General features: G+C 69.9%; 23 protein-coding genes and 1 pseudogene. 18 read left to right on the forward strand and 6 right to left on the reverse strand.

Annotation, left to right across the window (positions count from 1 at the left end; genetic code table 11):
- Positions 1–229: pseudogene (locus tag VGD44_RS10455) on the reverse strand (4-hydroxy-tetrahydrodipicolinate reductase); the annotation flags it as partial.
- A 150-nt stretch (positions 230–379) separates the two neighbouring features.
- Between VGD44_RS10455 and VGD44_RS10460 the strand changes: the two are divergent.
- A complete protein-coding gene (locus tag VGD44_RS10460; RefSeq protein WP_331086645.1) occupies positions 380–1,654 on the forward strand; it encodes a S41 family peptidase in 1,275 nt (424 codons plus the stop codon).
- On the opposite strand, the gene VGD44_RS10465 is transcribed toward VGD44_RS10460, so the two are convergent.
- The gene (locus VGD44_RS10465; RefSeq protein ID WP_331086647.1) at positions 1,651–2,835 is read right to left on the reverse strand and encodes a hypothetical protein; all 1,185 of its coding nucleotides are present in this window, start codon (positions 2,833–2,835) and stop codon (positions 1,651–1,653) included. The genes VGD44_RS10460 and VGD44_RS10465 overlap by 4 nt on opposite strands.
- A gap of 225 nt (positions 2,836–3,060) precedes the next feature.
- Between VGD44_RS10465 and VGD44_RS10470 the strand changes: the two genes are divergently transcribed.
- The gene (locus VGD44_RS10470) at positions 3,061–3,558 is read left to right on the forward strand and encodes a GNAT family N-acetyltransferase (RefSeq protein WP_331086649.1); all 498 of its coding nucleotides are present in this window, start codon (positions 3,061–3,063) and stop codon (positions 3,556–3,558) included.
- Here VGD44_RS10470 and VGD44_RS10475 read toward each other — a convergent pair.
- A complete protein-coding gene (locus tag VGD44_RS10475) occupies positions 3,555–4,349 on the reverse strand; it encodes a LytTR family DNA-binding domain-containing protein (protein WP_331086651.1) in 795 nt (264 codons plus the stop codon). The two genes, VGD44_RS10470 and VGD44_RS10475, sit on opposite strands and share 4 nt — an antisense overlap.
- Before the next feature lie 95 nt (positions 4,350–4,444).
- On the opposite strand from VGD44_RS10475, the gene VGD44_RS10480 reads away from it, so the two are divergent.
- The 12 genes from VGD44_RS10480 (at position 4,445) to VGD44_RS10535 (ending at position 15,774) form a co-directional block, all read left to right on the forward strand.
- Positions 4,445–4,984: a hypothetical protein gene (locus VGD44_RS10480; protein ID WP_331086653.1), complete on the forward strand. Its 540-nt coding sequence runs from the start codon at positions 4,445–4,447 to the stop codon at positions 4,982–4,984.
- A gap of 171 nt (positions 4,985–5,155) precedes the next feature.
- Positions 5,156–6,352 (forward strand): ADP-forming succinate--CoA ligase subunit beta, encoded by a 1,197-nt coding sequence (sucC, locus tag VGD44_RS10485; RefSeq protein WP_331086655.1) that lies wholly within the window; start codon positions 5,156–5,158, stop codon positions 6,350–6,352.
- Positions 6,353–6,355: 3 nt separating this feature from the next.
- Positions 6,356–7,231 (forward strand): succinate--CoA ligase subunit alpha, encoded by an 876-nt coding sequence (gene sucD, locus VGD44_RS10490; protein WP_331086657.1) that lies wholly within the window; start codon positions 6,356–6,358, stop codon positions 7,229–7,231.
- A gap of 178 nt (positions 7,232–7,409) precedes the next feature.
- Positions 7,410–10,361: a 2-oxoglutarate dehydrogenase E1 component gene (locus VGD44_RS10495; protein ID WP_331086659.1), complete on the forward strand. Its 2,952-nt coding sequence runs from the start codon at positions 7,410–7,412 to the stop codon at positions 10,359–10,361.
- 62 nt (positions 10,362–10,423) lie between these two features.
- Positions 10,424–11,665, forward strand: a complete 1,242-nt coding sequence (odhB, locus tag VGD44_RS10500) for a 2-oxoglutarate dehydrogenase complex dihydrolipoyllysine-residue succinyltransferase (protein WP_331086661.1) — start codon at positions 10,424–10,426, stop codon at positions 11,663–11,665.
- Positions 11,666–11,903: 238 nt separating this feature from the next.
- Complete coding sequence (locus VGD44_RS10505) at positions 11,904–12,296, forward strand: hypothetical protein (RefSeq protein WP_331086663.1); 393 nt, start codon at positions 11,904–11,906, stop codon at positions 12,294–12,296.
- 44 nt (positions 12,297–12,340) lie between these two features.
- Positions 12,341–12,769 (forward strand): response regulator, encoded by a 429-nt coding sequence (locus tag VGD44_RS10510; protein WP_331086665.1) that lies wholly within the window; start codon positions 12,341–12,343, stop codon positions 12,767–12,769.
- Between the two features lie 79 nt (positions 12,770–12,848).
- The gene (gene lpdA / locus VGD44_RS10515; RefSeq protein WP_331086666.1) at positions 12,849–14,255 is read left to right on the forward strand and encodes a dihydrolipoyl dehydrogenase; all 1,407 of its coding nucleotides are present in this window, start codon (positions 12,849–12,851) and stop codon (positions 14,253–14,255) included.
- Positions 14,256–14,306: 51 nt separating this feature from the next.
- On the forward strand, positions 14,307–14,738 hold the full coding sequence (locus VGD44_RS10520; protein WP_331086667.1) for a GNAT family N-acetyltransferase: 432 nt from the start codon (positions 14,307–14,309) through the stop codon (positions 14,736–14,738).
- A gap of 48 nt (positions 14,739–14,786) precedes the next feature.
- Positions 14,787–15,137 (forward strand): hypothetical protein, encoded by a 351-nt coding sequence (locus VGD44_RS10525; RefSeq protein WP_331086668.1) that lies wholly within the window; start codon positions 14,787–14,789, stop codon positions 15,135–15,137.
- 83 nt (positions 15,138–15,220) lie between these two features.
- Entirely contained in the window at positions 15,221–15,490 is a 270-nt protein-coding gene (locus VGD44_RS10530) for a hypothetical protein (RefSeq protein WP_331086669.1), read from the forward strand.
- Positions 15,490–15,774, forward strand: a complete 285-nt coding sequence (locus VGD44_RS10535; protein WP_331086670.1) for a hypothetical protein — start codon at positions 15,490–15,492, stop codon at positions 15,772–15,774. Before VGD44_RS10530 ends, VGD44_RS10535 begins: the two co-directional genes overlap by 1 nt.
- Positions 15,775–15,778: 4 nt before the next feature.
- On the opposite strand, the gene VGD44_RS10540 is transcribed toward VGD44_RS10535, so the two are convergent.
- From VGD44_RS10540 to fsa, 3 genes are read right to left on the reverse strand one after another with little or no spacing between them, the layout of a single operon-like run.
- Positions 15,779–16,705: a tyrosine recombinase XerC gene (locus VGD44_RS10540; protein ID WP_331086671.1), complete on the reverse strand. Its 927-nt coding sequence runs from the start codon at positions 16,703–16,705 to the stop codon at positions 15,779–15,781.
- Positions 16,690–17,370 carry a DUF484 family protein gene (locus tag VGD44_RS10545; RefSeq protein ID WP_331086672.1) on the reverse strand — a complete coding sequence of 227 codons (681 nt, stop codon included), beginning with the start codon at positions 17,368–17,370 and terminating at the stop codon, positions 16,690–16,692. Before VGD44_RS10545 ends, VGD44_RS10540 begins: the two co-directional genes overlap by 16 nt.
- A 15-nt stretch (positions 17,371–17,385) precedes the next feature.
- Complete coding sequence (fsa, locus tag VGD44_RS10550) at positions 17,386–18,039, reverse strand: fructose-6-phosphate aldolase (protein WP_331086674.1); 654 nt, start codon at positions 18,037–18,039, stop codon at positions 17,386–17,388.
- 56 nt (positions 18,040–18,095) lie between these two features.
- Between fsa and VGD44_RS10555 the strand changes: the two genes are divergently transcribed.
- From VGD44_RS10555 to leuD, 4 genes are all read left to right on the forward strand, one after another.
- Positions 18,096–20,249 carry a primosomal protein N' gene (locus tag VGD44_RS10555; protein ID WP_331086676.1) on the forward strand — a complete coding sequence of 718 codons (2,154 nt, stop codon included), beginning with the start codon at positions 18,096–18,098 and terminating at the stop codon, positions 20,247–20,249.
- A 233-nt stretch (positions 20,250–20,482) separates the two neighbouring features.
- Complete coding sequence (gene leuC / locus VGD44_RS10560) at positions 20,483–21,892, forward strand: 3-isopropylmalate dehydratase large subunit (protein ID WP_331086682.1); 1,410 nt, start codon at positions 20,483–20,485, stop codon at positions 21,890–21,892.
- Complete coding sequence (locus VGD44_RS10565; RefSeq protein WP_331086678.1) at positions 21,889–22,755, forward strand: VOC family protein; 867 nt, start codon at positions 21,889–21,891, stop codon at positions 22,753–22,755. Before leuC ends, VGD44_RS10565 begins: the two co-directional genes overlap by 4 nt.
- The coding region (gene leuD / locus VGD44_RS10570; RefSeq protein ID WP_331086680.1) for a 3-isopropylmalate dehydratase small subunit at positions 22,755–23,114 on the forward strand (360 nt) is incomplete at its 3' end. The genes VGD44_RS10565 and leuD, both read left to right, overlap by 1 nt.

Genomic DNA, 23,114 nt, shown 5'->3' on the forward strand with positions numbered 1-23,114 from the left:
CGGCGGCCTGTTCCGTGAGCGCGACCGAGGCGGCCGGGGTGGTGAAGTCGATGACGACCTGAGCGGCGTCCAGGGCCTCCGCGGCGCTGACCAGCCCTTCGCCTGTCGCATCGGGGCGGTCGAAGCGGGCGACGATCGTCAGCGCCGGATCGGTGCGGACGACCTTCTCCACGGCCTGGCCCATGCGGCCCAGTGCGCCGGCGATGGCGATGCGGACGGGTTCGGGCAAGTGGGCTCTCCAAGCGGCGCCCCGCTTAGGTCGCGCGCGCCGGAGGCGGGGTCAACCGCAGCCGAACCGGGGCAGGCTTGAAACACGCCGCGACACACATTCGCCCGCGAGCGCAGGCTAAGCTTCGGCCAAACTTCGGGGAGGAATTCGATGCGTATGCTGAGCGCGGTCGCCCTGTCGCTGGCGCTGGCCGGCGCGGCGCAGGCTGCCGAGCCGCGGGCGGTGGTGGAGAAGATCGCCGACCAGATCGCGGCCCGCTACTTCGACGCCGACAAGGGTGCGGCGCTGGCGGCCGAACTGAAAGCCGAGGCGGCGAAGGGCGTCTACGACAAGTACGCCGCGCCGCTGGACCTGGCCCAGGCGCTGACGGTGCGGCTGAAGCCGCAGGACTCGCACTTCAACGTCACCTGGTCGGCCAATCCGCCGGGGCCCTCGACGGTGAGCGGCGTCCAGCGGCCCGGCGAGGTCTCGGAGGCGGACCGGCGGCAGAACTTCGGCTTCCGCGGCGTCGAGGTGCTGCCGGGCAACGTCGCGGTGATCAACATGGGCTTCTTCGCCCACTTCCGTTCGCCCGAGGACCCGGCGAAGGCGGCGGCGGACGCGGCCATGACCCTGGCCTCGGCGGCCGACGCGGTGATCTTCGACCTGCGCGACAACGGCGGCGGCTCGCCGGCGATGGTGGGCTACCTGGTCGGCCACTTCGTGCCGGAGGGCGCCGATGTCTACAACACCTTCAAGAGCCGCGGGCCCGACCGCTACGAGCGGCCGCCCGAGGCGCCCAAGACGGGGCGGCGGCTGGAGACCCCCGTCTATGTGCTGGTGAGCGGGCGGACCGCCTCGGCGGCCGAGAGTTTCTCCTACACGCTGCAGTCGGCGAAGCGGGCGATCATCGTGGGCGAGGCCACGGCGGGCGGCGCCAATCCCGGCGGCTTTGCGCAAGTTGGCGACGGGTTTGCAGTCTTCGTGTCGAGCGGCAGCCCGGTGAACCCGATCACCAGGAAGAACTGGGAGGGGACGGGCGTCATCCCCGACGTTGTCGCCCGATCCGGCGAGGCGCTCGTGAAAGCGCAGCAGCTGGCGCTGACCAAGGTCGTGGAGGGCCAGGGCAGCGCGCTCGCCAGGGCCGAGGCCAAGTGGGCGCTGGAAGCGCTGTCGCCGGCCGCGACGGTGCCGCCGAAGGCGCTGGCCGACTACGCCGGGGCCTATGGCGTGCGCTCGGTGAAGGTGGACGGCGGCCGGCTGGTGGTGGCGCACGACCGCCGCCCGCCGGTGGCGCTGAAGCCGCTCGCCAAGGACACCTTCGCCGTGGAGGGGGCCAACGTGCCGATCCGCGTGACCTTCGACCGCGACCCGGCCGGCAAGGTCACCGGCATGGTCCAGTCCACCAGCGACGGTCGTTCCACGCGGTTTGCGCGGACCAGCTAGTTCTCCCTGGCGTCGCGGCTGAGGTCGTTGAGCTCGGAGATGCGGGCCACGTAGACGTCTTCGACGGCCCAGGGCGCGTCGCGGGCGGCGGCCGCGCGGGCCTGGACCCAGCGGTCCTGCTGGCGGCGCAGCGCCGAGGAGGGCACGCCGGCGGCCTCGGCGTTGCGGTACGCCTGCTGCAGCTGGCGGTCGCGGACGGCCAGGCGGCGGTCGGCGCACACGATGGCTTCTCCGGGGTCGGCCTGGGCGCAGGGGGCGGCCTTGGCGACGCGCATCGGCCCCTCGCCGCGTGGAATGACCAGGCGCGGCGCGGGCGTCGGGCGGCGGACCTTGGCGGTCTCGACCCGGGGCTTCTCGACCTTAGGCTTGCGGGCCGGCGCGGGCTTGGCGACCTTGGCTTTGACCACCTTGGGCTTCGCCTCGGCGACTCGGACGTCCTTCTTCTTCACAGCGGGCGCCTTGGCCTTCACCACCGCCTTCTTGGGCGCGACCTTTGCGGACTTCGCGAGGGTGGCCGCCTTGGCCGGCTTTGCGTCGGCGGCCTTGACGACGGGCTTCTTCTTCGGCTCGACCTTGGCGAGCTTCACGGGCTTGGCCTTCTCCACCTTCGCGACCCGGGGCTTCTCGGCCTTCAGCTTTTCGACCCTCTCGACGCGGGCGAGCTTCTCGGGCTTCTTCGCGGGCTTCGTGGCGGCGACCTTGGCCTTCGTCGCGGCGGGCTTCGGTTCAGGCCTGGCGACGGCTTTCTCGACCTTGGCGGACCTCTCGACGGCCTTCTCGACCTTCGCGACCACAGGCTTCGCCGGCGCCGACGCCACGATCTCCTGCAGCTTCTCGACCGGCATCACGTGCACGGGCGCAGTGGGCGTGGGCGCGGCCACGACGGCGTCCACCTTCACCAGACCAGCGGCCGGGTGGCGCGGCGCCTGCGGCTCGACGGGGATCAGGCGCGGCAGGCCCGACTTGGGCGTCGGCGAGAGGTCGGCGGGCAGCACCTCGAGCGGGGCGTTCGCCGGCGGGAGCGTGTCGTCGACCACGACCTGCAGGGCGGGACGCGGCGGTTCGGCCCGCTCGGCGACGCCCGGCGGCTCGGGCGGCGCCGGGCGCGCCCAGAGGCCGAGGCCTGCGCCCAGGGCGCAGGCTCCAAACACGCCGGCGATGGCGACCCTCCCGGGGCCCATCGGGCGCGGCTTCTCGATCGTGATTTCTAGCGGTTGAGGTGACAGGTCCTGCGACATGGACGACCCTTGGGCGAACGGGTCCCTCGACGCGCAGAGCAGGGTCGGCTAACGGCGCGCGACAAACGCACCAGACGACGCCCCCAAATCCCGAACTCTCTCCCGATTGCAGATTGAGGCCAAAACGTGCCGACGACAATCCCCACGCTTGAGACAGAACGCCTCATTTTGCGCAGCCCGGAGCCGGCGGATTTCGAACCCTGGGCGGCGTTCTGCGCCGACGAGGAGGCCGCCCGCTACCTGGGCGGCGCGCAGGACCGGATCGGCGCCTGGCGGATCATGTCGACCATGGCCGGCGCGTGGATGAGCCGCGGGTTTTCGATGTTCTCGGTCGTCGAGAAATCGACCGGCCGATGGGTGGGCCGGCTGGGGCCGTGGCAGCCCGAGGGCTGGCCGGGAACCGAGGTGGGCTGGGGCCTGTCACGCGACGCCTGGGGCAAAGGCTATGCGACCGAGGGCGCCGAGGCCGCCATCGACTGGGCGTTCAAGACCCTGGGATGGACCGAGGTGATCCACACCATCGAGGCGGCAAACGTGAACTCGCAGAAGGTGGCCGAGCGCCTGGGCTCGCGCATCCTGCGCCAGGCGGTGTTGCCGGCGCCGATCAACGTGGCGGTGGACTGCTGGGGACAGAGCCGGGAGGAGTGGTTGGCGCGGAAGCGCTAGATCCACCCGCGCTCGCGCAGCAGGCCCGCGTAGGTGCGGCTCACCGGAACCTCGGAGCCGTCCTTCAGCGTCAGCGTCGCCCGGCCGTCGCCGCGCCGGGCGTCGGCGATGGCGTCGCGGGCGACCCACCAGGAGCGGTGGACCTGGGCGCCCTCGATGCCTTCGAGCTCGGTGACGGCGTCGGCGAGGCGCAAGAGGATCAGGTCCTGGCCCTTGGAGGTGTGGAGCCGCAGGTAGTGATCCTCGGCTTCCACGGCCCAGACCTCAGCGCCGCGCAGCTTGAGCGGCAAGCGCTCGAGGAACTTGGGGGGCTTGGCGGTCGCGTGCGTCTCGCGGCCGGCGTCGCGCCGCATCCAGGCCACGAACAGGCAGAAGAACGCCGAGGTCACCAGCGAGATCACGATGTAGTGCGGGATCACCCGGATCGGCGGGTCGCTCTGCGGCGGCGCCACCAGGTTGACCGCGACCCAGACGACGAGCGCCATCGGCACGGCCATGACCAGCGCGGCCAGCGCGCCGTGGATAGCGTAGTGGCGCTGGGCCAGCCGCATGCGGCCGGTCAGCTGGAAGGTCAGGAAGCCCAGGACGGTGGCCGCGAACGAGATGGCCACCATGAAGGGGAGCCGCAGCAGCATCGGCATCGGCTCGGACTCGAACGCGCCGATGAAGGCCAGGAACGATCCGATCAGCACCGCCGGAAGCACGGTGCTGCGCACGATGGGGCCCCAGCGCGCCGCCGCTGACGAAGCGCGAACGGCGGGCGGCGTCTGTTCGCGAAGCGGGGCCGTCATTCGGCGTAACTCCGCTCGCGGCCCTTTCCCGCCTCGATCATGGCTCCGACCCAACGACGCGCGGACCGCCGCGCCAGCCCTGCCGGAGATAGAGTATGTCGACCGCTTCGCAAACGCCGCGCCCCCGCAACGCCGCCTGGTGGGCGGCTTCGGGCGTGGCCACCCTGGCCGTCCTGGCCCTGGCCATGACCCCGTTCCGTGACGCCGTGCTGCGGCTGGCGGCGCAGGGCAGCCTGCACACGCCCGATTTCTCGCTGATCGCCGGCCTGTCGCCAGTGATCAAGATCCACCTGTTCACCGCGCTCGCCGCGCTGGTGCTGGGCGGCGTGCTGATGATCGTGCGCAAGGGCCGGACCTTCCACCGGGTCGCCGGCTGGACGTGGGTCGGCCTGGTGTCGGTGACCGCCGGCGCGACCCTCTTCATCACCCAGCTGAACCACGGCAGCTGGTCGTTCCTGCACCTGTTCACGGGCTGGACCCTGCTGGTGCTGCCGCTGGCGGTGTTCGCCGCCAAGCGCCACGATGTGCGGCGCCATCGGCGAACGATGATGGGCCTGTTCTACGGTGGCTTCGCCATCAACCTGTTCGTCGCCTTCATCCCCGGCCGGACGCTGTGGATGACCTTCTTCGGCTAGCCGCTCTCAGGCAAAGAGCGGCCGCGCACGAAGGTGCTTCCGTCGGGTGACCTTCGTGCGCGGATGGGGTCATTTCTGCCCCTCACGCGGTTGTCATCGCAGGGAGCGGCGCCTATAAGCCCGCTCACTCGCCACAGGGGCGAGCTTCCCAGAAGTCGCCCCCAAGGCCTCATGAACATCCACGAACACCAAGCTAAAGCCGTCCTCGCGGAGTTCGGCGTCGCGGTCCCGCGCGGGTACGCCGCATTCACGGTCGAGGAAGCGGCGCAGGCCGCCGAGAAGCTGGGCGGACCGGTGTTCGTCGTGAAGTCGCAGATCCACGCCGGCGGGCGCGGCAAGGGCCGCTTCGAAGGCCTGGGCCCCGACGCCAAGGGCGGGGTCCGCGTGGTCAAGACCGTCGGCGACGTGAAGCAGAACGCCGAGGAGATGCTGGGCCGGGTGCTGGTGACGCACCAGACCGGGCCCAGGGGCAAGCAGGTGAACCGCCTCTACATCGAGGAAGGCGCCGCCATCGCCAAGGAATTCTACCTGTCGCTGCTGGTCGACCGCGAGACGAGCCGGGTCTCGGTCGTGGCCTCGACCGAGGGCGGCATGAACATCGAGGACGTAGCCCACGAGACGCCCGAGAAGATCACCACCTTCTCGATCGATCCGGCCACCGGCGTCTTCCCGCATCACGGCCGCACCCTGGCCGCTGCGCTGAAACTGAAGGGCGACCTGGCCAAGCAGGCGCAGGCCCTGCTCTCGCAGCTCTACGCGGCCTTCGTGGCCAAGGACATGAGCATGCTGGAGGTCAACCCGCTGATCGTGACGGCGGAAGACCAGCTGCGCGTCCTGGACGCCAAGATCAGCTTCGATTCGAACGCGCTCTTCCGCCACAAGGACGTCCAGGCGCTGCGCGACGAGACCGAGGAGGACCCGAAGGAGATCGAGGCCTCCAAGTACGACCTCTCCTACATCGCCCTCGACGGCGAGATCGGCTGCATGGTCAACGGCGCCGGCCTGGCCATGGCCACCATGGACATCATCAAGCTCTACGGCGCCGAGCCCGCCAACTTCCTGGACGTGGGCGGCGGCGCCGACGAAGCCAAGGTGACGGCGGCCTTCAAGATCATCATCGCCGACCCGAACGTGAAGGGCATCCTGGTCAACATCTTCGGCGGCATCGCCCGCTGCGACATCCTCGCCAACGGCGTGATCGCGGCGGTGAAGCAGGTGGGCCTGCAGGTGCCGCTGGTGGTGCGCCTGGAAGGCACCAACGCCGAGCTGGGCAAGAAGATCATCAACGAGAGCGGCCTGAACGTCATCGCCGCCAACGACCTCTCGGACGGCGCCGAGAAGATCGTCAAGGCCGTGCGGGGCGCCTGAGTAATGTCGATCCTCATCAACAAGAACACCCGCGTCATCTGCCAGGGCATCACCGGCAGCCAGGGCACCTTCCACTCGGAACAGGCGATCGCCTACGGGACCAAGATGGTCGGCGGCGTCACCCCCGGCAAAGGCGGCACGACCCACATCGGCTTGCCGGTGTTCGACACCGTCGCCGAGGCCGTGAAGCAGACCGGCGCGGACGCGTCCGTGATCTATGTGCCGCCGGCCTTCGCCGCGGACTCGATCCTGGAAGCGATCGACGCGGAAGTGCCCCTGATCGTCTGCATCACCGAGGGCATCCCGGTGTCCGACATGGTCAAGGTGAAGCGCTCCCTGTGCGGCTCGAAGTCCCGGCTGATCGGACCCAACTGCCCCGGCGTGCTGACGCCGGACGAGTGCAAGATCGGCATCATGCCGGGCAACATCTTCAAGCGCGGCAGCGTGGGTGTTGTTTCGCGCTCGGGCACCCTTACCTACGAGGCCGTGTTCCAGACAACGCAAGTGGGCCTCGGCCAGAGTTCGGCCGTGGGCATCGGCGGCGACCCGGTGAAGGGCACCGAGTTCATCGACATGCTCGACATGTTCCTGAAGGACCCCGAGACGGAGTCGATCATCATGATCGGCGAGATCGGCGGTTCGGCCGAGGAAGACGCCGCGGAGTTCATCAAGGCCTCGAAGATCAAGAAACCGATGGTGGGCTTCATCGCCGGCCGCACGGCCCCGCCTGGGCGGCGCATGGGCCACGCCGGAGCGATCATCTCGGGCGGCAAGGGCGGCGCCGAAGACAAGATTGCGGCGATGGAGGCCGCGGGCATCCGTGTGTCGCCGTCACCGGCGGCGCTGGGCACGACTCTGCTCGAGGTGCTGAAAGGCTAGGCCAACCCGCGTTTCCGCGCCGGTCGGTGAGGGCCGACGTGGTAAACGGTTAAACAATGCGGGTTATGGGCATTCGACCCGGTCGAGTGCCCGGGGGGCGTAAATCTAGGTATTGGGCGGTCCGCGCTCGGCTCCTTCTTCCGAAGTCCGTGGGCCCGCCCCCGGTAAGGCGGACGAAATGGCGGACGACGCAGGCCTGATCAACGAAGTTCTGGCCGAGACCTCTTTCCTCTACGGCGGCAACGCGGCCTTCGTGGAGGACCTCTACGCAAGGTGGGCGGCGAACCCCGGCTCGGTGGAGCCGTCGTGGCAGGCGTTCTTCGCCTCGCTGGCGGACTCGGGCGCCGACGCCCAGCGCGCCGCGCAGAGGCCCGCCTGGACCAAGCCCTCCGCCCCGGCCCCGCGCCCCGACTGGATGAGCGCGATCGACGGGCTGTGGCCCGCCGTCGAGGCCAAGGTCGGCAAGACGATCGAGGCCCGCAAGCCTGCCGCCAGCATCGACGAAGTCCGCGCCGCCACCCTGGACAGCCTGCGCGCCATCATGATGATCCGCGCCTACCGGATGCGCGGCCACCTGAAGGCCAACCTGGATCCGCTGGGGATCGCCACCACGCCGGGCGACGCCTCCGAGCTGGAGCCCGCGAGCTACGGCTTCTCCGAGGCCGACTTCGACCGGCCGATTTTCCTCGATTACGTGCTGGGCCTGGAGACCGCGACGATCCGCGAGATCCTGGGCATCCTGCGCCGCACCTACTGCGGCAACGTCGGCGTGCAGTACATGCACGTGTCGAATCCCAAGGAGAAGGCCTGGCTGCAGGAGCGGATCGAGGGCCGCGACAAGGAGATCGTCTTCACCAAGGAGGGCAAGGTCGCCATCCTGAAGAAGCTGATCGAGACGCAGGGGTTCGAGGGCTTCCTCCACCGCCGCTTCCCCGGCACCAAGCGCTTCGGCCTGGACGGGGGCGAGGCGATGGTCCCGGCGCTGGAGCAGATGATCAAGCGCGGCGGCGCGATGGGGGTGCAGGACATCGTCATTGGCATGCCGCACCGGGGCCGCCTGAACGTGCTGGCCGCGGTGATGGGCAAGCCCTACCACATCATCTTCCACGAGTTCCAAGGCGGCTCGGCCATGCCGTCCGACGTGCAGGGATCGGGCGACGTGAAGTACCATCTGGGCGCCAGCTCGGACCGGGACTTCGACGGCAACAGCGTGCATCTGTCCCTGACCGCGAACCCGTCGCACCTGGAAATCGTGAACCCGGTGGTGATCGGAAAAGTCCGCGCCAAGCAGGCCTTCAAGCTGCGCGAGCAGCCGACCGCCGGCCGCGGCCACGTGCTGCCGCTGCTGCTGCACGGCGATGCGGCGTTCGCGGGCCAGGGCGTGGTCTCGGAGTGCTTCGCGCTCTCCGGCCTGCGCGGCTACGGCGTTGGCGGGACAATGCACTTCGTGGTCAACAACCAGATTGGCTTCACGACCAGCCCGAAGAACAGCCGCTCGTCGCCCTATCCGACGGATGTGGCCTTGTCGGTCGAGACGCCGATCTTCCACGTCAACGGCGACGACCCGGAAGCGGTGACCTTCGCGGCCAAGGTGGCCACGGAATACCGCCAGCTGTTCGGCAAGGACGTGGTCGTCGACATGTTCTGCTACCGGCGGTTCGGTCACAACGAGGGCGACGACCCCACGATGACCCAGCCGCTGATGTACGCGAAGATCAAGAACCACCCGTCGGTTCGCGACCTCTACGCGGCCCGCCTGATCGGCGAGGGCGTCTGCAGCCAGGCTGACGTCGACGGCTGGATCAAGGAGTTCGACCAGTTCCTCGACCAGGAGTTCGAGGCCGGCCGGGGCTATGCCGCGAACAAGGCCGACTGGCTGGACGGCAAGTGGTCGAGCGTGAAGCTGGCCTCGGGCGACGAGCGCTACGCCACCGGCGCGCCCAAGCAGAAGCTGCTGGACCTGGGCCGCAAGCTGACGTCGATCCCCGAGCGGGTCGCGGTGCACAAGACGGTGGAACGCGTCATCGCCGCCCGCCGCGACGCGATCGAGGCCGGCGAGGGCATCGACTGGGCGACCGCGGAGAGCCTGGCGTTCGCCACCCTGCTCGACCAGGGCTATCCGGTCCGTCTGTCGGGCCAGGACAGCGTGCGCGGCACCTTCAGCCAGCGCCATTCGGGGATCATCGACCAGAAGACCGAGGAGGTTTACTTCCCGCTCCGCAACCTGGGCCCCGGCCAGGCGCACTTCGAGGTGCTGGACTCGGCGCTGTCGGAAGAGGCGGTGCTGGGCTTCGAGTACGGCTTCTCGCTGACCGACCCCGACACGCTGACCATGTGGGAAGCCCAGTTCGGCGACTTCGTGAACGGCGCCCAGGTGGTCATCGACCAGTTTATCTGTTCAGGCGAGCGCAAGTGGCTGCGGATGAGCGGCCTCGTGATGCTGCTGCCGCACGGCTACGAGGGCCAGGGGCCCGAGCACTCGTCGGCGCGCCTCGAACGCTTCCTGCAGCTGTGCGCGGAAGACAACATGCAGGTGGTCAACTGCACGACCCCGGCCAACTACTTCCACGTCCTGCGCCGCCAGCTGCTGCGCGAGTTCCGCAAGCCGCTGATCGTGATGACCCCCAAGTCGCTGCTGCGCCACAAGCGGGCGGTGTCGAACCTGTCGGACTTCGTCACCGGCACGGGCTTCCACCGGGTGATGGTGGACGGCGCGGAGGCGGGCTGCGAGGTCGGCGGGATCACCCTGAAGCCCGACGCCGAGATCAATCGCGTCGTGATCTGCTCGGGCAAGGTCTACTTCGACCTGGTGGAGCAGCGGGCCAAGACCGGCCGCGACGATGTCTACATCCTGCGCCTGGAGCAGTTCTATCCGTGGCCGCTGAAGTCGCTCACCAGCGAGCTGAAGCGGTTCAAGAACGCCGAGGTGGTGTGGTGCCAGGAGGAGCCCAAGAACATGGGCGGCTGGCAGTTCGTCGACGCCTGGCTGGAGCTGACGCTGGAGCGGATGAACGTGAAGGCCAAGCGCGCCCGGTATGTCGGCCGCCCGGCCTCGGCCTCCACGGCCGCTGGCCTGATGAACCGCCACCTGAAGGAACTCGACTCGTTCCTGACAGAGGCGTTCGCCTAGGGTAAACCCCGCCCGCCCGTCCCACTTGTCTGTGTATGTGATCCAAGGAGCGCTACCCCCCGATGGCCGACATCATGACCCCGGCGCTGGGTGAATCCGTCACCGAGGCGACCGTCGCCCGCTGGGCCAAGAAAGCCGGGGAGGCGGTCCGCAAGGACGAGATCCTGGTGGAGCTCGAGACCGACAAGGTGAGCCTGGAAGTGGCCGCGCCTGCCGACGGCGTGCTTAGCGAGATCAGCGCCGAGGAAGGCGCCACGGTCGAGCCGGGCGCCGTGCTGGGCAAGATCTCGGAAGGCGGCGCGGCGGCGCCGAAGGCCAACGGCGGCGGCAAGGCCGAGGCCCCGAAGGCCGAGGCCCCGAAGGCCGAGGCCAAGCCTGAGCCTGCGCCGGCCCCTGCGCCCGCCCCCGCGGCCAAGCTCGCCGCGGAGCCGGTTCTGGCCCCCTCGGCGCAGCGCGTGGCCGCCGAGAACAACCTGGATCCCGCGGCGATCGCCGGCACGGGCAAGGGCGGCCGGGTGACCAAGGGCGACGCGCTGGCGGCGCTGGAGGCCCGCTCGAAGGCGCCTGCGCCGGTTCAGGCTCCATCGGCCCCGCGCGAGATCCATGAGCGCGAAGAGCGCGTGAAGATGACCCGCCTGCGCCAGACGATCGCGCGCCGGCTGAAGGAGGCCCAGAACAACGCCGCCATGCTGACCACCTTCAACGAGGTGGACATGTCGGGCGTGATGGCGCTCCGGAACCAGTACAAGGACAGCTTCGAGAAGAAGCACGGTGTGAAGCTGGGCTTCATGAGCTTCTTCGTGAAGGCGGTGATCCACGGCCTGAAGCAGGTGCCGGACGTCAACGCCGAGATCGACGGCACGGACGTCATCTACAAGAACCATTACGACATCTCGGTCGCCGTCGGCACCGAGAAGGGCCTGGTGACGCCGGTCGTCCGCGACGCCGACGCCATGAGCCTGGCCGACATCGAGAAGGAGATCGGCGCGCTGGGCAAGAAGGCTCGGGACGGCCAGCTTTCGATGGACGACCTGCAGGGCGGCACCTTCACCATCTCGAACGGCGGCATCTACGGCTCGCTGATGTCGACGCCGATCCTGAACCCGCCGCAGTCGGGCATCCTGGGCATGCACAAGATCCAGGAACGGCCGATGGTCGTGAACGGTCAGATCGTCGTGCGTCCGATGATGTACCTGGCGCTGAGCTACGATCACCGCATCGTCGACGGCAAGGGCGCGGTGACCTTCCTGGTGCACGTCAAGGAAGCCATCGAAGACCCGCAGCGCCTGCTGCTGGACGTCTAGGTTCGCGCGAAGCGCCATAGGAATTTGAATCGCGGAAGACGCGGAAGGACGCGGAAAAGCAGCCCGCCCCTTCCGCGTCTTTCTGCGTTTTCCGCGGTTTGAACAGAGCGCCTACGGCGCGTGTCACGACAGCCTGGGCGGGCATGTCGTCGGGGCACAATCGACGAACATCGTTTCCCAGAATTCACCAAAAATTCAGCCCGGCAGTGAGAATGTCGCTCCCGAAAAGGGGGGACGCATGAACGCGCCGATCGCTGGAGCCGGGGCCTGGGCGCCCGATGTCGCTGTCACGCTGGACGTGCTGGCGGCCGAGATCGAGCTGTCGGCGGCGCGCTGCATCTTCCTGGACCGCATCATCGCCGAGGTGATGGAGGGCCTGCCCGAGGCCGAGCGGGGCCGACTCCTCGAGGGTCTGCACGCCGTCGACCTGCTCTCGCAGCACCTGACCAGCCTGTCCGCCTTCGCCCGCGGTGTCAGCGCCGCGACGCCCGAGGGCGTGAGCGTGCCGGTGGGACCGGCGCTGTCCGAGATCACCCTGGGCGCGCTGGCCGAGCGCATGACCGCGGGCCTGGGCGGCGACTACGACGACGAGGCCGAAGCGCCCGACAACGGCGACGTGGACCTGTTCTAGGGAGCCCGCCGCAGATGCAATTCGACGGACGCGGAACAAAGGTGATGGTCGTCGACCATGACCGCACGACCCTGGAGATGGTCCAGATCCGCCTGGACGTGGCCGGCTATCACCCGCTGGCCGCGCGCTCGAGCCTGACGGCGCTGGAGATCCTGAAGGCCACGCGGCCCGATGCGGTGATCCTCGAGCGCAACCTGCCGATGATGGACGCCCTGGGGCTGCTGCGCGAGATGGCTTCGCTGCCGGGACGCCAGACGCCGCCGGTGCTGCTGGTGGGCCGCAACATCGCCGCCGAGGACGTGCGCGTGGGCGTGACCCTGGGTGTCCGCGACGTGCTGGCCAAGCCGTTCAGCGGCGCCTCGGTGCTCGAGCGGCTGACCCGGATGCTGAAGAAAGGCGCACAGCTGCCCTCGCACGGGGCCATAGCGCAGGCCGGCGGAGACGGCCGCCCGCGGGTCTACCTGAACTGCTGAGGGAAAAGGGCGGCCCTCCGCGGTTGACCTGAAGCTTTCCATGCCTAGGTTGCGCGCCCATCTGAGGCACAGGCGCACCATGGCTGACAGCACCACCTACGACGTCGTCATCATCGGGGGCGGCCCCGGCGGCTACAACGCCGCGATCCGGGCCGGCCAGCTGGGGCTGAGGGCGGCATGCGTGGAAAAGCGCGTGACCCTGGGCGGCACCTGCCTGAACGTGGGCTGCATGCCATCGAAGGCGCTGCTGCACGCTTCGGAGCTGTTCGCCGCCGCCGGTAGCGAGTTCGCCAACCTGGGCATCGACGTCGCGCCCAAGCTCAACCTGCCGCAGATGATGAAGCAGAAGGGCGAGTCCGTGACCGCCCTGACCAAGGGCATCGAGTTCCTCTTCAAGAAGAACAAGGTGGACTGGGTGAAGGGCGCGGGCCGGATCGCCGGCCCCGGCAAGGTCGAGGTGACCGCCGAGGACGGCAAGGTCTCCACCCTGGAAGCCAGGAATATCGTCATCGCCACCGGATCGGAGCCTGCGGGGCTGGCGGGCGTCGAGGTGGATCAGATCCGTATCGTGGACTCCACCGGCGCGCTATCGCTGCCGGAGGTGCCGAAGCACCTGGTGGTGATCGGCGCGGGCATCATCGGGCTGGAGCTCGGGTCGGTGTGGCGCCGGCTGGGCGCGAAGGTGACCGTGCTCGAATTCCTCGACCGCATCTGCCCGGGCATGGACGCCGAGATGGCCAAGACCTTCCAGCGCTCGCTGACCAAGCAGGGCATGGAGTTCCGCCTGGGCGCGAAGGTGACCGGGGCGAAGGCGTCCAAGAAGGGCGTCACGCTCAGCTACGAGCCTGTCGCGGGCGGCGCGGCCGAAACGGTCGAGGCCGACTACGTGCTGGTGGCCATCGGCCGCAAGCCGTGGACCGAGAACCTGGGCCTGGAGAGCGTCGGGATCACGCCCGACAAGCGCGGCTTCATCGAGACCGACCACTGGAAGACCTCGGCGCCCGGCGTCTGGGCGATCGGCGACGTGACCCTGGGCCCGATGCTCGCGCACAAGGCCGAGGAAGAGGCGGTGGCCTGCATCGAGACGATCGCGGGTAAGGCCGGCCACGTGAACTACGGCATTATCCCGAGCGTGATCTACACCGCGCCCGAAGTGGCCTGGGTGGGCAAGACCGAGGAGGAGCTGAAGGCCGAGGGCCGCGCCTACAAGACCGGCAAGTTCCCCTTCACCGCCAACAGTCGGGCGAAGATCAACCACGAGACCGAGGGCTTCGTGAAGATCCTCGCCGACGCGACGACCGACGAGGTGCTGGGCGCGCACCTGATCGGGCCCTGCGTGTCCGAGATGGTCGGCGAGTACTGCGTAGCCATGGAATTCCGCGCGGCGTCCGAGGACGTGGCGCGCACCTGCCACCCGCACCCGACCCGCTCGGAGGCGCTCCGGCAGGCCGCCATGGGAGTCGAAGGGTGGACGATGCAGGCCTGACAAAGGGTCTGCACCTTCTCCTCACCCGCAGGGGAAGGAGGGTTCGAGACCATGTCCGTCGACGTTAGGCTGGTCGTCCGCCGGGCGCGGGTCGAGGAGCTGACGGCCTGCGCCGGGCTTTATGTCCGCGTGCTGCGCGAGACCTTCACCTGGGTCGAGCCGGAGAGGCACCGCACCGAGGACTTCCTCGCCGCCGCGCGCGACGAGGAGGTGTTCGTGGCTGTGGAGAACGGCCGCATCGTGGGGCTGGCGGCGCTCTACCGGCCGCAGGCCTTCCTGCACTCGCTCTACGTCGAGCAGCGCGGCCGGGGCATCGGCAAGGCGTTGCTGGACCATGTGCTGGCCGAAACCGGCGGTGGTCTCTCGTTGAAGTGCCAGGCGGCGAACCTGGGCGCGCAGGCCTTCTACGACCGCGAAGGCTTCATCTGCATCGAGGCCGGCGAGGACGACGGGGTGAAGTGGCTCCGCTACGTGCGGAGCTGAGGTCCAGCCGGCGCGTTTGTGATAGGCTGCCCCGGAGAGGAGGCCGCCATGCTGCCGATCCTTCTTGCCGCCGCGGCCATGGCCGCCGTGCCGGATGTGCCGACCATACCGCCCATGCCCGCGGACTACGACGTCTCACGGACGCCCAACCTCTATTCCAAGTCGATCCCGGCGCGCTGCCGCGATGGACGCCAGCAGGTGGTCGATCGTTATGGACGCCCGATCGCGCGGCGGTTGGGCGACCTGCCGGCCGCCGGGCCGATGCTCCTGGTCGATAGGCGGATCAACGGCTGTCCGGTGGTCACAATGATGCGCGGTGATACACGCGCCGCGCCCGACAACCCTGATCCTCCGCCATCCGCGTATCAAGTCATGCCAATTCGACCGGACAAGCATTGACGGTCATGATGTGACCGAAGCTTAATTTGGACGACGCAAGCTGTGGTGGCAGCCTGACCGAGCTTTGCGTTAGGGAGGCCGCAGTGCTGACAATCCTCGCCGCAGCGACCGTGGCCTCGGCCGCCGGTCCGCCCGCGCATCTGCGCGTGTGGCGAACGGAAGCGCCGCCCGCCGTCTGCAAGTCGCAAGGGACCTACGAGATCGCCGATCCGGCCCTCCTCTACCGCGAGGACGGCAGGGTGAAGCTCTCTGAGCTGGGCGACCTGCCGAAGGCCAACCACGAGAAGGCCGTGGTCCGCATGATCGGGCCCTGCGCCAATCCGCTGGTGGTGCGTTACGGGGCGGGCCGGTGATGGACCTCGCCGCCCTCATCTTCTCCGGCGTGCTGGTGGTCTCGGGCCCCTCGGGCGAGCCGCTGGTGGGCGCGAACGAGAAGGCGCAGACGATCCGCTGCCGACCGGCCCCCTACTACGTGGTCGAGAAGGGCGAGCAGCGCCTGCGGCCGCAACGCACGATCCTCACCGGCAGCCGCGTCCCGATCCGCCGCTACCAGGACCGCCGCGCCCGGCCGTGCCACCTGATGCACGCGCCCACGCCACCTGGCAGCAACGGCTTCCTCAAGGTCGCCGACGAGTAGGCAGCTACGCCCGCGGATGGGCGTCGTTGTAGGCGCTGAGCAGGGCGGCGGCGTCGACTTCCGTATAGCGCTGGGTGGTCGAGAGCGAGGCGTGGCCCAGCAGTTCCTGGATCGAGCGCAGGTCGGCCCCGGCGCCCAAGAGGTGCGTGGCGAACGAGTGGCGGAGCGCATGCGGCGTGGCGCTCGCGGGCAGGCCCAGGCGGCCGCGTAGGATCTGGACGGTCGCCTGCACGTGGCGCGGGCTCAGCGGACCGCCGCGCTTGGCCCGGAAGAGCGGCTCGTCCGGCTCCAGGAGGAACGGCGCTTCGGCGACATAGGCATCCACCGCCGCGCGGACGGCCGGCAGCACCGGGACCATGCGGGTCTTCGAGCCCTTGCCGGTGATGCGCAGGAGGTCGGGCAGCGGCGCGTCGGATCGCTTCAGCGACAGCGCCTCCGAAATCCGCAGGCCGCAGCCGTAGAGGAGCGAGAGCACCGCCTGGTCGCGGGCCGCCTCCCAGTCCTCGCGGTCGGGGTCGAGACCGGGCTCGGCCAAGAGGCCATGAGCCTGGTCCTCGGTGACCGGCCGAGGCGCGCCGGGTTTCACGCGGGGCCCGCGGACCAGCGCGATGGCGGCGTTGGGCGCGTCGAGACGGCGGTCCAGGAAGCGGTGGAAGGTGCGGATGGCCGAGAGCGACTGGCTGAGCGAGCGGGGCGACAGCGGCCGATCGCCCGAGCGCAGGTGGGCGAGCCAGCCGCGGACCTCGGCGGGGGTGACGGTGGAGAAGCCGGGGACGCGGAGCGCCTCGGCCCGGTGCTGTTCGAGAAACGCGATGTAGCGCTGGGCGGCGAAGCCGTAGGCCTCGAGCGTGCGCGGCGACGCACGACGCTCGTGCGCCAGGTGCTGGAGCCAGGCCTGGCGGGCCTGCTCGGCGCTCAGGGAAGCGGCCATCGCTCCGCCGTGCGCTCGACGACGCGGGCGAGGAGCGCGATCAGCTCGCTGCCCATGTCCGGCGTGAAGCCCTCCGGATCGGCCGATCCGAAGGCCAGCAGACCCTGGCGCGACGGCTCCCAGATGGCCATGCGCACCATGGCGACCGAGGCGATGGGGCCCACCGCCTCGTCGAACAGGCCGAAGGCGGTGCGCACGACGCCCATGCGGGACATGCGGCGTGGGCCGTCCAGCAGCAGGTTCACCTGGCCCTCGACCAGCGGCCGCCAGCCGGCGGGCGGCAGGTTCTCGCACTCCAGGGCGATGACGCCGGCGACGAGGCCGAAGCGGGTGCGGGCAAGCTCGTCCACCCGGCGGGCAAGGTCGGAGTTGTTGCGGGCGTCCAGCAGGTCCACCACCGCGCCGTGGGTCTGGGCTTGCGCGGCGAAGTTGGCGCGGGCGGTCTCTTCCAGCAGCTGGCGCTGCTCGGCCTCGCGCTGGTGGGCGGCGTGCACGCGCGCCATCGGCGCGAACTCGACGACGTTGGAGGTGGCGACGGTGAGGCCCAGCTCGGCCAGCAGGCCGTCGTCGCCCTTCAGGAATTCCGGGTTGTCGGCGAGGAAGCGGCGGACCGCGGACGGGTCGATGGGAGACTCAAAGCCAAACTCGCCCTGCGACCCGTCCATGTCACCTCAAGCCTCTTACAGGATGGACTGACCGGTCTTTTGCCAATCAGCCATGAACTGTTGGAGCCCGCGTTCGGTTAACGGATGCTTGAAGAGCGCCGCAAAGACGTCCGGCGGGATGGTGCAGCAGTCGGCGCCCGAGAGCGCGGCCTGGGCCACATGGGCCGGATTGCGGACCGAAGCGGCCAGGATTTCGGTGTCGAAGTCGTAATTGTCGTAGATTGCTCGGATCTCGGTGATCAGGTCCATGCCGTCGGCGCCGTGGTCGTCCAGGCGGCCGATGAAGGGGCTGATGTAGGTGGCGCCCGCCTTGGCGGCGAGCAGCGCCTGGGCGGCCGAGAAGCACAGGGTGACGTTGGTGTGGATGCCCTGGGCGGCGAACTCCTTGGTGGCGACGAGGCCCTCGCGGGTGAGCGGCACCTTCACGACCACGTTGGTGGCGACGGAGGCCAGCTTCTGGCCCTCGGCGAGCATGCCGGCGGTGTCCATGGCGGCCACCTCGGCCGAGACCGGGCCGTCGACGATCGCGCAGATCTCGGCGATCACCTCCAGCATGTTACGTCCGCTTTTGGCGATCAGGGATGGATTGGTGGTGACGCCGTCGACCAGCCCGGTGGCGGCGAGGTCCTTCAGGACGGCGGTGTCGGTGGTGTCGAGGAAGAGCTGCATCGATCCTATCTCTTGTTCCGGCCGCTTGTAGCTGCGATGCCCCTCTCCGCAAACCTATGAGCCGCATCGCCTCCGTCCTGATTCCCATGCCGCTGCCCGAGGCGTTCGACTACGCCGAGCCCGAGGGCATGGGGCTGGAGCCGGGCGACCAGGTGGCGGTGCCGCTGGGCCCCCGGCTAATCCGCGGCGTGGTCACCGAGCTGCGCGCCGCGCTGGGCGGGAACCGGCCGCTGAAGCCCGTGGCGGAGCGGCTGGAAGACCCGCGGCTGCCGCCGGGGACCGTCGAGTTCATCCAGTGGGCGGCGCGCTATGCCGTGGACGCGCCCGGCCAGCCGCTGGCCATCGCGCTGCGCGGCGCCCGTGCGCCGAAGCCGCGGCCGACCCGCGTGGTCGTGGCGACAGGGGCGCAACCCGCGCGACCCACGGCGGCGCGCGCCAAGGTGCTGGCGGCGGCCGCGGCGCCCATGCCGGCCGCCGAACTGGCGCGGGCCGCCGGCGTGTCGTCGGGTGTGGTGAAGGGCTTGGTCGACGAGGGCGTGCTCGAGGTCCGCGAGATGGTCGCCGAGGCGCGGTTCGAGCCGCCGGACCTGACGCGGCCGGGCTCGGACCTGAACGCCAGCCAGGCGGCGGCGGCCGACGCCCTGAAGGCCGCCGTCGGGGGGTTCGGTGTCACGCTGCTGGATGGCGTCACCGGCTCGGGCAAGACCGAGGTCTACCTCGAGGCCGCCGCCGCCGCGCTGGCGGCCGACCCGGAGGCGCAGGTGCTGATCCTGCTCCCCGAGATCGCGCTGACCCAGGCGGTGATCGCCCGCGTGACCGCCCGGTTCGGCGCGGCGCCCGGTGAGTGGCACTCCGACGTGGCGCCGCCCAATCGCCGGCGCGTGTGGGAGGGCGCGGCCTCGGGCGACTGCCGGATCGTGGTGGGTGCGCGCTCGGCGCTGTTCCTCCCGTTCCGGCGGCTGAAGCTGATCGTCGTGGACGAAGAGCACGACGGCTCGTTCAAACAGGAGGACGGCTTCATCTACCACGCGCGCGACCTGGCGGTAGTGCGCGGACGGATCGAGGACGCCGCGGTGGTGCTGGCCTCGGCCACGCCGTCGCTGGAGACGCTGCGCAACGCCGAGGCGGGCCGCTACCGCTGGCTGAAGCTGTCGGCGCGGCACGGGACGGCCCGTCTGCCCGACATCGAACTGATCGACCTGCGCGAGACGCCGCCGGAGGCGGGTCGCTGGCTGTCGCCGCCGCTGGTGGCCGCCATGGGCGAGACCTGGGCGCGGGGCGAGCAGACGCTCCTGTTCCTGAACCGCCGGGGGTATGCGCCGCTGGTGCTGTGCAAGGCGTGTGGCGAGCGGATGACCGCGCCGGACACCGACTCGTGGCTGGTCGAGCACCGCTATACGGGCCGCCTCGTCTGCCACCTGACCGGCTTTTCCATGCCCAAGCCCGCAGCGTGTCCGCACTGCGCGGCCAAGGACAGCCTGGTGTCGATCGGGCCGGGTGTGGAGCGGGTGGAGGAGGAGGCGCGCGCCCTGTTCCCGGAGGCGCGGATCGCGGTCTTCTCCTCGGATACAGTGTTCGACGCCCGTGAGGCGCGGCGGCTGGTTGAGACCATGGCGGCGGGCGAGATCGACATCCTGGTCGCGACCCAGGCGGCGGCCAAGGGGCACAACTTCCCGAAGCTGACGCTGGTGGGCGTGGTGGACGCGGACCTCGGCCTGCGCGGCGGCGACCTGCGCGCCGCCGAGCGGACCTATCAGCTGCTGGCCCAGGCGACCGGCCGGGCGGGTCGCCGGGACCGGCCGGGCCGGGCGCTGCTGCAGACCTATGCGCCGGAGCACGCGGTGATGCAGGCGCTGAAGGCGCAGGACCGCGACGCCTTCGTCGAGGCCGAGATGGCCGAGCGCGAGCTGGCCGGCCTGCCGCCGTTCGGCCGGCTCGCGGCCGTGATCGCCTCGGGGCCGGACGCGGCGCAGCTGGAGGCGTTCGTACAGGGCATGGCCAGTGTCGCGCCCAACACGCCGGGGGTGGCGGTCTATGGGCCCGCCGACGCACCCCTGGGCCTCGTGCGCGGGCGGCGGCGCAAGCGCTTCCTGGTGCGCGCCGACCGGACGGTGGACCTCTCGGCTTACATGGCCGCCTGGCGCGCGCGGGTGAAACCGCCGGGCCAGATCCGCGTCGCCATCGACATCGACCCGTACAGCTTCCTCTGAGTTTCCCTCCCTTGATGGGCAGGGACAGCTCGCCGAAGGCGAGCAGGGTGAGGAGGTGTCGATCCTCACTGGCCTCTCAGTTCTGTCCCTTACTCCCTCACCCTGGCCGCTGCCGCGGCCTTCCCTCCCCATCAAGGTCCCATCAAGGGAGGGAAGAAAATTGCCGGCCTGACCCGCGTCGTGCGGCGCCGCAGCACTAGACTTGCGCACGTGCGGCGACCTACATGCGCCGCATGCCCGGCAAGACCCTTTATGACAAGATCTGGGACGCGCACGTCGTCGACACGCAGGACGGCGAAGCGATCGTCTACATCGACCTGCACCTGATCCATGAGGTGACCACCCCGCAGGCCTTCGCCGGGCTTCGCGCCAACCGCCGCGCGGTGCGCCGGCCCGACCGCACCCTGGCGGTGGCCGACCACAATGTGCCGACCGAGGGCCAGGCGCTGGGCGTCGACGCGGTCGCCGACGAGGAGGCGCGCCTGCAACTGCAGACGCTGGCGAAGAACGTCGAGGACTACGGCATCGAGTTCTTCCCGATGGGCGATGTGCGCAACGGCATCGTCCACGTCGTCGGCCCCGAACAGGGCCGCACCCAGCCCGGCATGACCATCGTCTGCGGCGACAGCCACACCTCCACTCACGGCGCGTTCGGCGCCCTGGCGCATGGCATCGGCACGTCCGAAGTCGAGCATGTCCTGGCCACCCAGACGCTGCGCCAGAAGAAGGCTAAGAACTTCCGCGTCCGCATCGAGGGCGAGCCCGCGCCCGGCGTCGGCGCCAAGGACTACGCCCTGGCCGTGATCGGCGAGATCGGCACGGCGGGTGGCACCGGCTACGTCATCGAATACGCCGGCTCGGCGGTCCGCGCGCTGTCGATGGAAGGCCGCATGACGCTCTGCAACCTCACCATCGAGGGCGGCGCGCGGGCGGGCCTGGTCGCACCCGACGACATCACCTTCGAGTACCTCAAGGGCCGACCGGCGGCGCCCAAGGCCGGCGGCTGGGAGATGGCGCTCGCCTACTGGAAGACCCTCTTCTCCGACGAGGACGCCGTCTTCGACCGCGAGATCGTCATCGACGCCTCGACCATTGCGCCCACGGTCACCTGGGGCACCAGCCCCGAGGACGTGGTCCCGGTGACCGGCAAGGTCCCGCAGCCCGACAGCTTCGCCACACCCGACAAGCGCGCGTCGGCCGAGCGGGCGTTGGACTACATGGGCCTCCGGGCCGGCCAGCCGATCACCGAGGCCAAGATCGACGTGGTCTTCATCGGCTCGTGCACCAACAGCCGCATCGAGGACCTGCGCGTCGCCGCCAAGATCGCCGAAGGCCGCCACGTGGCCGAGGGCGTCCGGGCCATGGTGGTGCCGGGCTCGGGCCTGGTGCGGCTGCAGGCCGAGGAGGAGGGCCTGGACGAGGTGTTCCGCGCCGCCGGCTTCGAGTGGCGCGAGCCGGGCTGCTCGATGTGCCTGGGCATGAACCCCGACAAGCTCACCCCTGGCCAGCGCTGCGCCTCCACCTCGAACCGCAACTTCGAGGGCCGCCAGGGCCGCGGCGGCCGCACCCACCTGATGAGCCCCGCCATGGCCGCCGCCGCGGCGATCGCGGGCCACATCGTGGACGTGCGGGAGTTCCTATGATCACCGGCCTCGACCACATCGCCCTCGTCGTCCGCGACCTCGACGTCGCCGTCGACGGCTACACGCGCCTGCTGGGCGTTACGCCCAACTGGATCGGGCGCGGCGGCGGCGTGCGCCAGGCGTGGTTCCAGTTCCCGAACATGGCGCTGGACGTCATCGCGCCGGAAGGCGAGGGCGCGTTCGCCGACGGGGTGCGCGCGCACCTGGACGCCAAGGGCGAGGGGATCTGGGCCGTCGCTTTCACGGCCGAGAACATCGAGACGTTCGCGACTCTGCTCACCCGCCGCGGCATTCCCGCGACGCCGCCCGCCGCCGTGCGCACCACCGCCGACGACGGGCGCACGCGCACCTGGCTGGGCTCGAACCTCGACGCCAAGGCGACGGGGGGCCTGCAGCTCCTCCTGATGGCGCCTCCGAAGGACGACGCCTGGCCGCTGTCCGAGCCTACCGGCCCCGGCGCGATCGAGAAGCTCGACCACGTGGTGGTCACCACCGGCAACGTCGACCGCGCGCTCGCCGTCTATGGCGCAAAGCTGAACCTCGACCTGCGGCTCGACCGCGAGAACCCGAACTGGAACGCCCGCCAGCTCTTCTTCCGGGTCGGCGACGCGGTGGTCGAGATGGGCGCGAAGATCGGTGAGCCCGACCTCGAGGCGCTCGCCAGGCCCGACCGCTTCGGCGGCCTCGCTTGGCGCGTGACCGACCCCGACGCCGCCCAGGCCCGCATCGCCGCCGCCGGCTTCGACGTCTCGGAAGTGCGCACGGGCCGCAAGCCCGGCACCAGGGTCTTCACCGTCCGCGACGCCCCCGGCGGCGCGCCCACGCTCATGCTCAGCGCCGAACCCAAGCTGGAACCTGTCTGATGGAAGCCTTCACCCGCCTCGACGCAGCAGCCGCGCCGCTGCCGCTGGCCAACATCGACACCGACCAGATCATCCCCAAGCAGTTCCTCAAGACCGTGGAGCGGGCGGGGCTGGCCAAGGGGCTGTTCTACGACTTCCGCTTCGACGAGCAGGGCGTCGAGAAAGCCGACTTCGTGCTGAACCAGCCGGCCTACCGGAAGTCCGGCGTGTTGGTGGCCGGCGACAATTTCGGCTGCGGCAGCTCTCGCGAGCATGCTCCTTGGGCGCTGATGGACTTCGGCATCCGCTGCGTGATCTCCACCAGCTTCGCCGACATCTTCTACAACAACTGCTTCCAGAACGGCCTCTTGCCGGTGGTG

This window comes from Phenylobacterium sp. (genome assembly GCF_036402295.1).
Lineage (GTDB): Bacteria > Pseudomonadota > Alphaproteobacteria > Caulobacterales > Caulobacteraceae > Phenylobacterium.

What these genes read in the sequence shown, in the direction of transcription:
- VGD44_RS10460 (WP_331086645.1), top strand. Translation starts at nt 380, where the DNA reads ATGCGTATGCTGAGCGCGGTCGCCCTGTCGCTGGCGCTGGCCGGCGCG.
- VGD44_RS10465 (WP_331086647.1), bottom strand. Translation starts at nt 2,835, where the DNA reads ATGGGCCCCGGGAGGGTCGCCATCGCCGGCGTGTTTGGAGCCTGCGCC.
- VGD44_RS10475 (WP_331086651.1), bottom strand. Translation starts at nt 4,349, where the DNA reads ATGACGGCCCCGCTTCGCGAACAGACGCCGCCCGCCGTTCGCGCTTCG.
- VGD44_RS10480 (WP_331086653.1), top strand. Translation starts at nt 4,445, where the DNA reads ATGTCGACCGCTTCGCAAACGCCGCGCCCCCGCAACGCCGCCTGGTGG.
- sucC (WP_331086655.1), top strand. Translation starts at nt 5,156, where the DNA reads ATGAACATCCACGAACACCAAGCTAAAGCCGTCCTCGCGGAGTTCGGC.
- sucD (WP_331086657.1), top strand. Translation starts at nt 6,356, where the DNA reads ATGTCGATCCTCATCAACAAGAACACCCGCGTCATCTGCCAGGGCATC.
- VGD44_RS10495 (WP_331086659.1), top strand. Translation starts at nt 7,410, where the DNA reads ATGGCGGACGACGCAGGCCTGATCAACGAAGTTCTGGCCGAGACCTCT.
- odhB (WP_331086661.1), top strand. Translation starts at nt 10,424, where the DNA reads ATGGCCGACATCATGACCCCGGCGCTGGGTGAATCCGTCACCGAGGCG.
- VGD44_RS10505 (WP_331086663.1), top strand. Translation starts at nt 11,904, where the DNA reads ATGAACGCGCCGATCGCTGGAGCCGGGGCCTGGGCGCCCGATGTCGCT.
- VGD44_RS10510 (WP_331086665.1), top strand. Translation starts at nt 12,341, where the DNA reads ATGGTCGTCGACCATGACCGCACGACCCTGGAGATGGTCCAGATCCGC.
- lpdA (WP_331086666.1), top strand. Translation starts at nt 12,849, where the DNA reads ATGGCTGACAGCACCACCTACGACGTCGTCATCATCGGGGGCGGCCCC.
- VGD44_RS10520 (WP_331086667.1), top strand. Translation starts at nt 14,307, where the DNA reads ATGTCCGTCGACGTTAGGCTGGTCGTCCGCCGGGCGCGGGTCGAGGAG.
- VGD44_RS10525 (WP_331086668.1), top strand. Translation starts at nt 14,787, where the DNA reads ATGCTGCCGATCCTTCTTGCCGCCGCGGCCATGGCCGCCGTGCCGGAT.
- VGD44_RS10535 (WP_331086670.1), top strand. Translation starts at nt 15,490, where the DNA reads ATGGACCTCGCCGCCCTCATCTTCTCCGGCGTGCTGGTGGTCTCGGGC.
- VGD44_RS10540 (WP_331086671.1), bottom strand. Translation starts at nt 16,705, where the DNA reads ATGGCCGCTTCCCTGAGCGCCGAGCAGGCCCGCCAGGCCTGGCTCCAG.
- VGD44_RS10545 (WP_331086672.1), bottom strand. Translation starts at nt 17,370, where the DNA reads ATGGACGGGTCGCAGGGCGAGTTTGGCTTTGAGTCTCCCATCGACCCG.
- fsa (WP_331086674.1), bottom strand. Translation starts at nt 18,039, where the DNA reads ATGCAGCTCTTCCTCGACACCACCGACACCGCCGTCCTGAAGGACCTC.
- VGD44_RS10555 (WP_331086676.1), top strand. Translation starts at nt 18,096, where the DNA reads ATGAGCCGCATCGCCTCCGTCCTGATTCCCATGCCGCTGCCCGAGGCG.
- leuC (WP_331086682.1), top strand. Translation starts at nt 20,483, where the DNA reads ATGCCCGGCAAGACCCTTTATGACAAGATCTGGGACGCGCACGTCGTC.
- VGD44_RS10565 (WP_331086678.1), top strand. Translation starts at nt 21,889, where the DNA reads ATGATCACCGGCCTCGACCACATCGCCCTCGTCGTCCGCGACCTCGAC.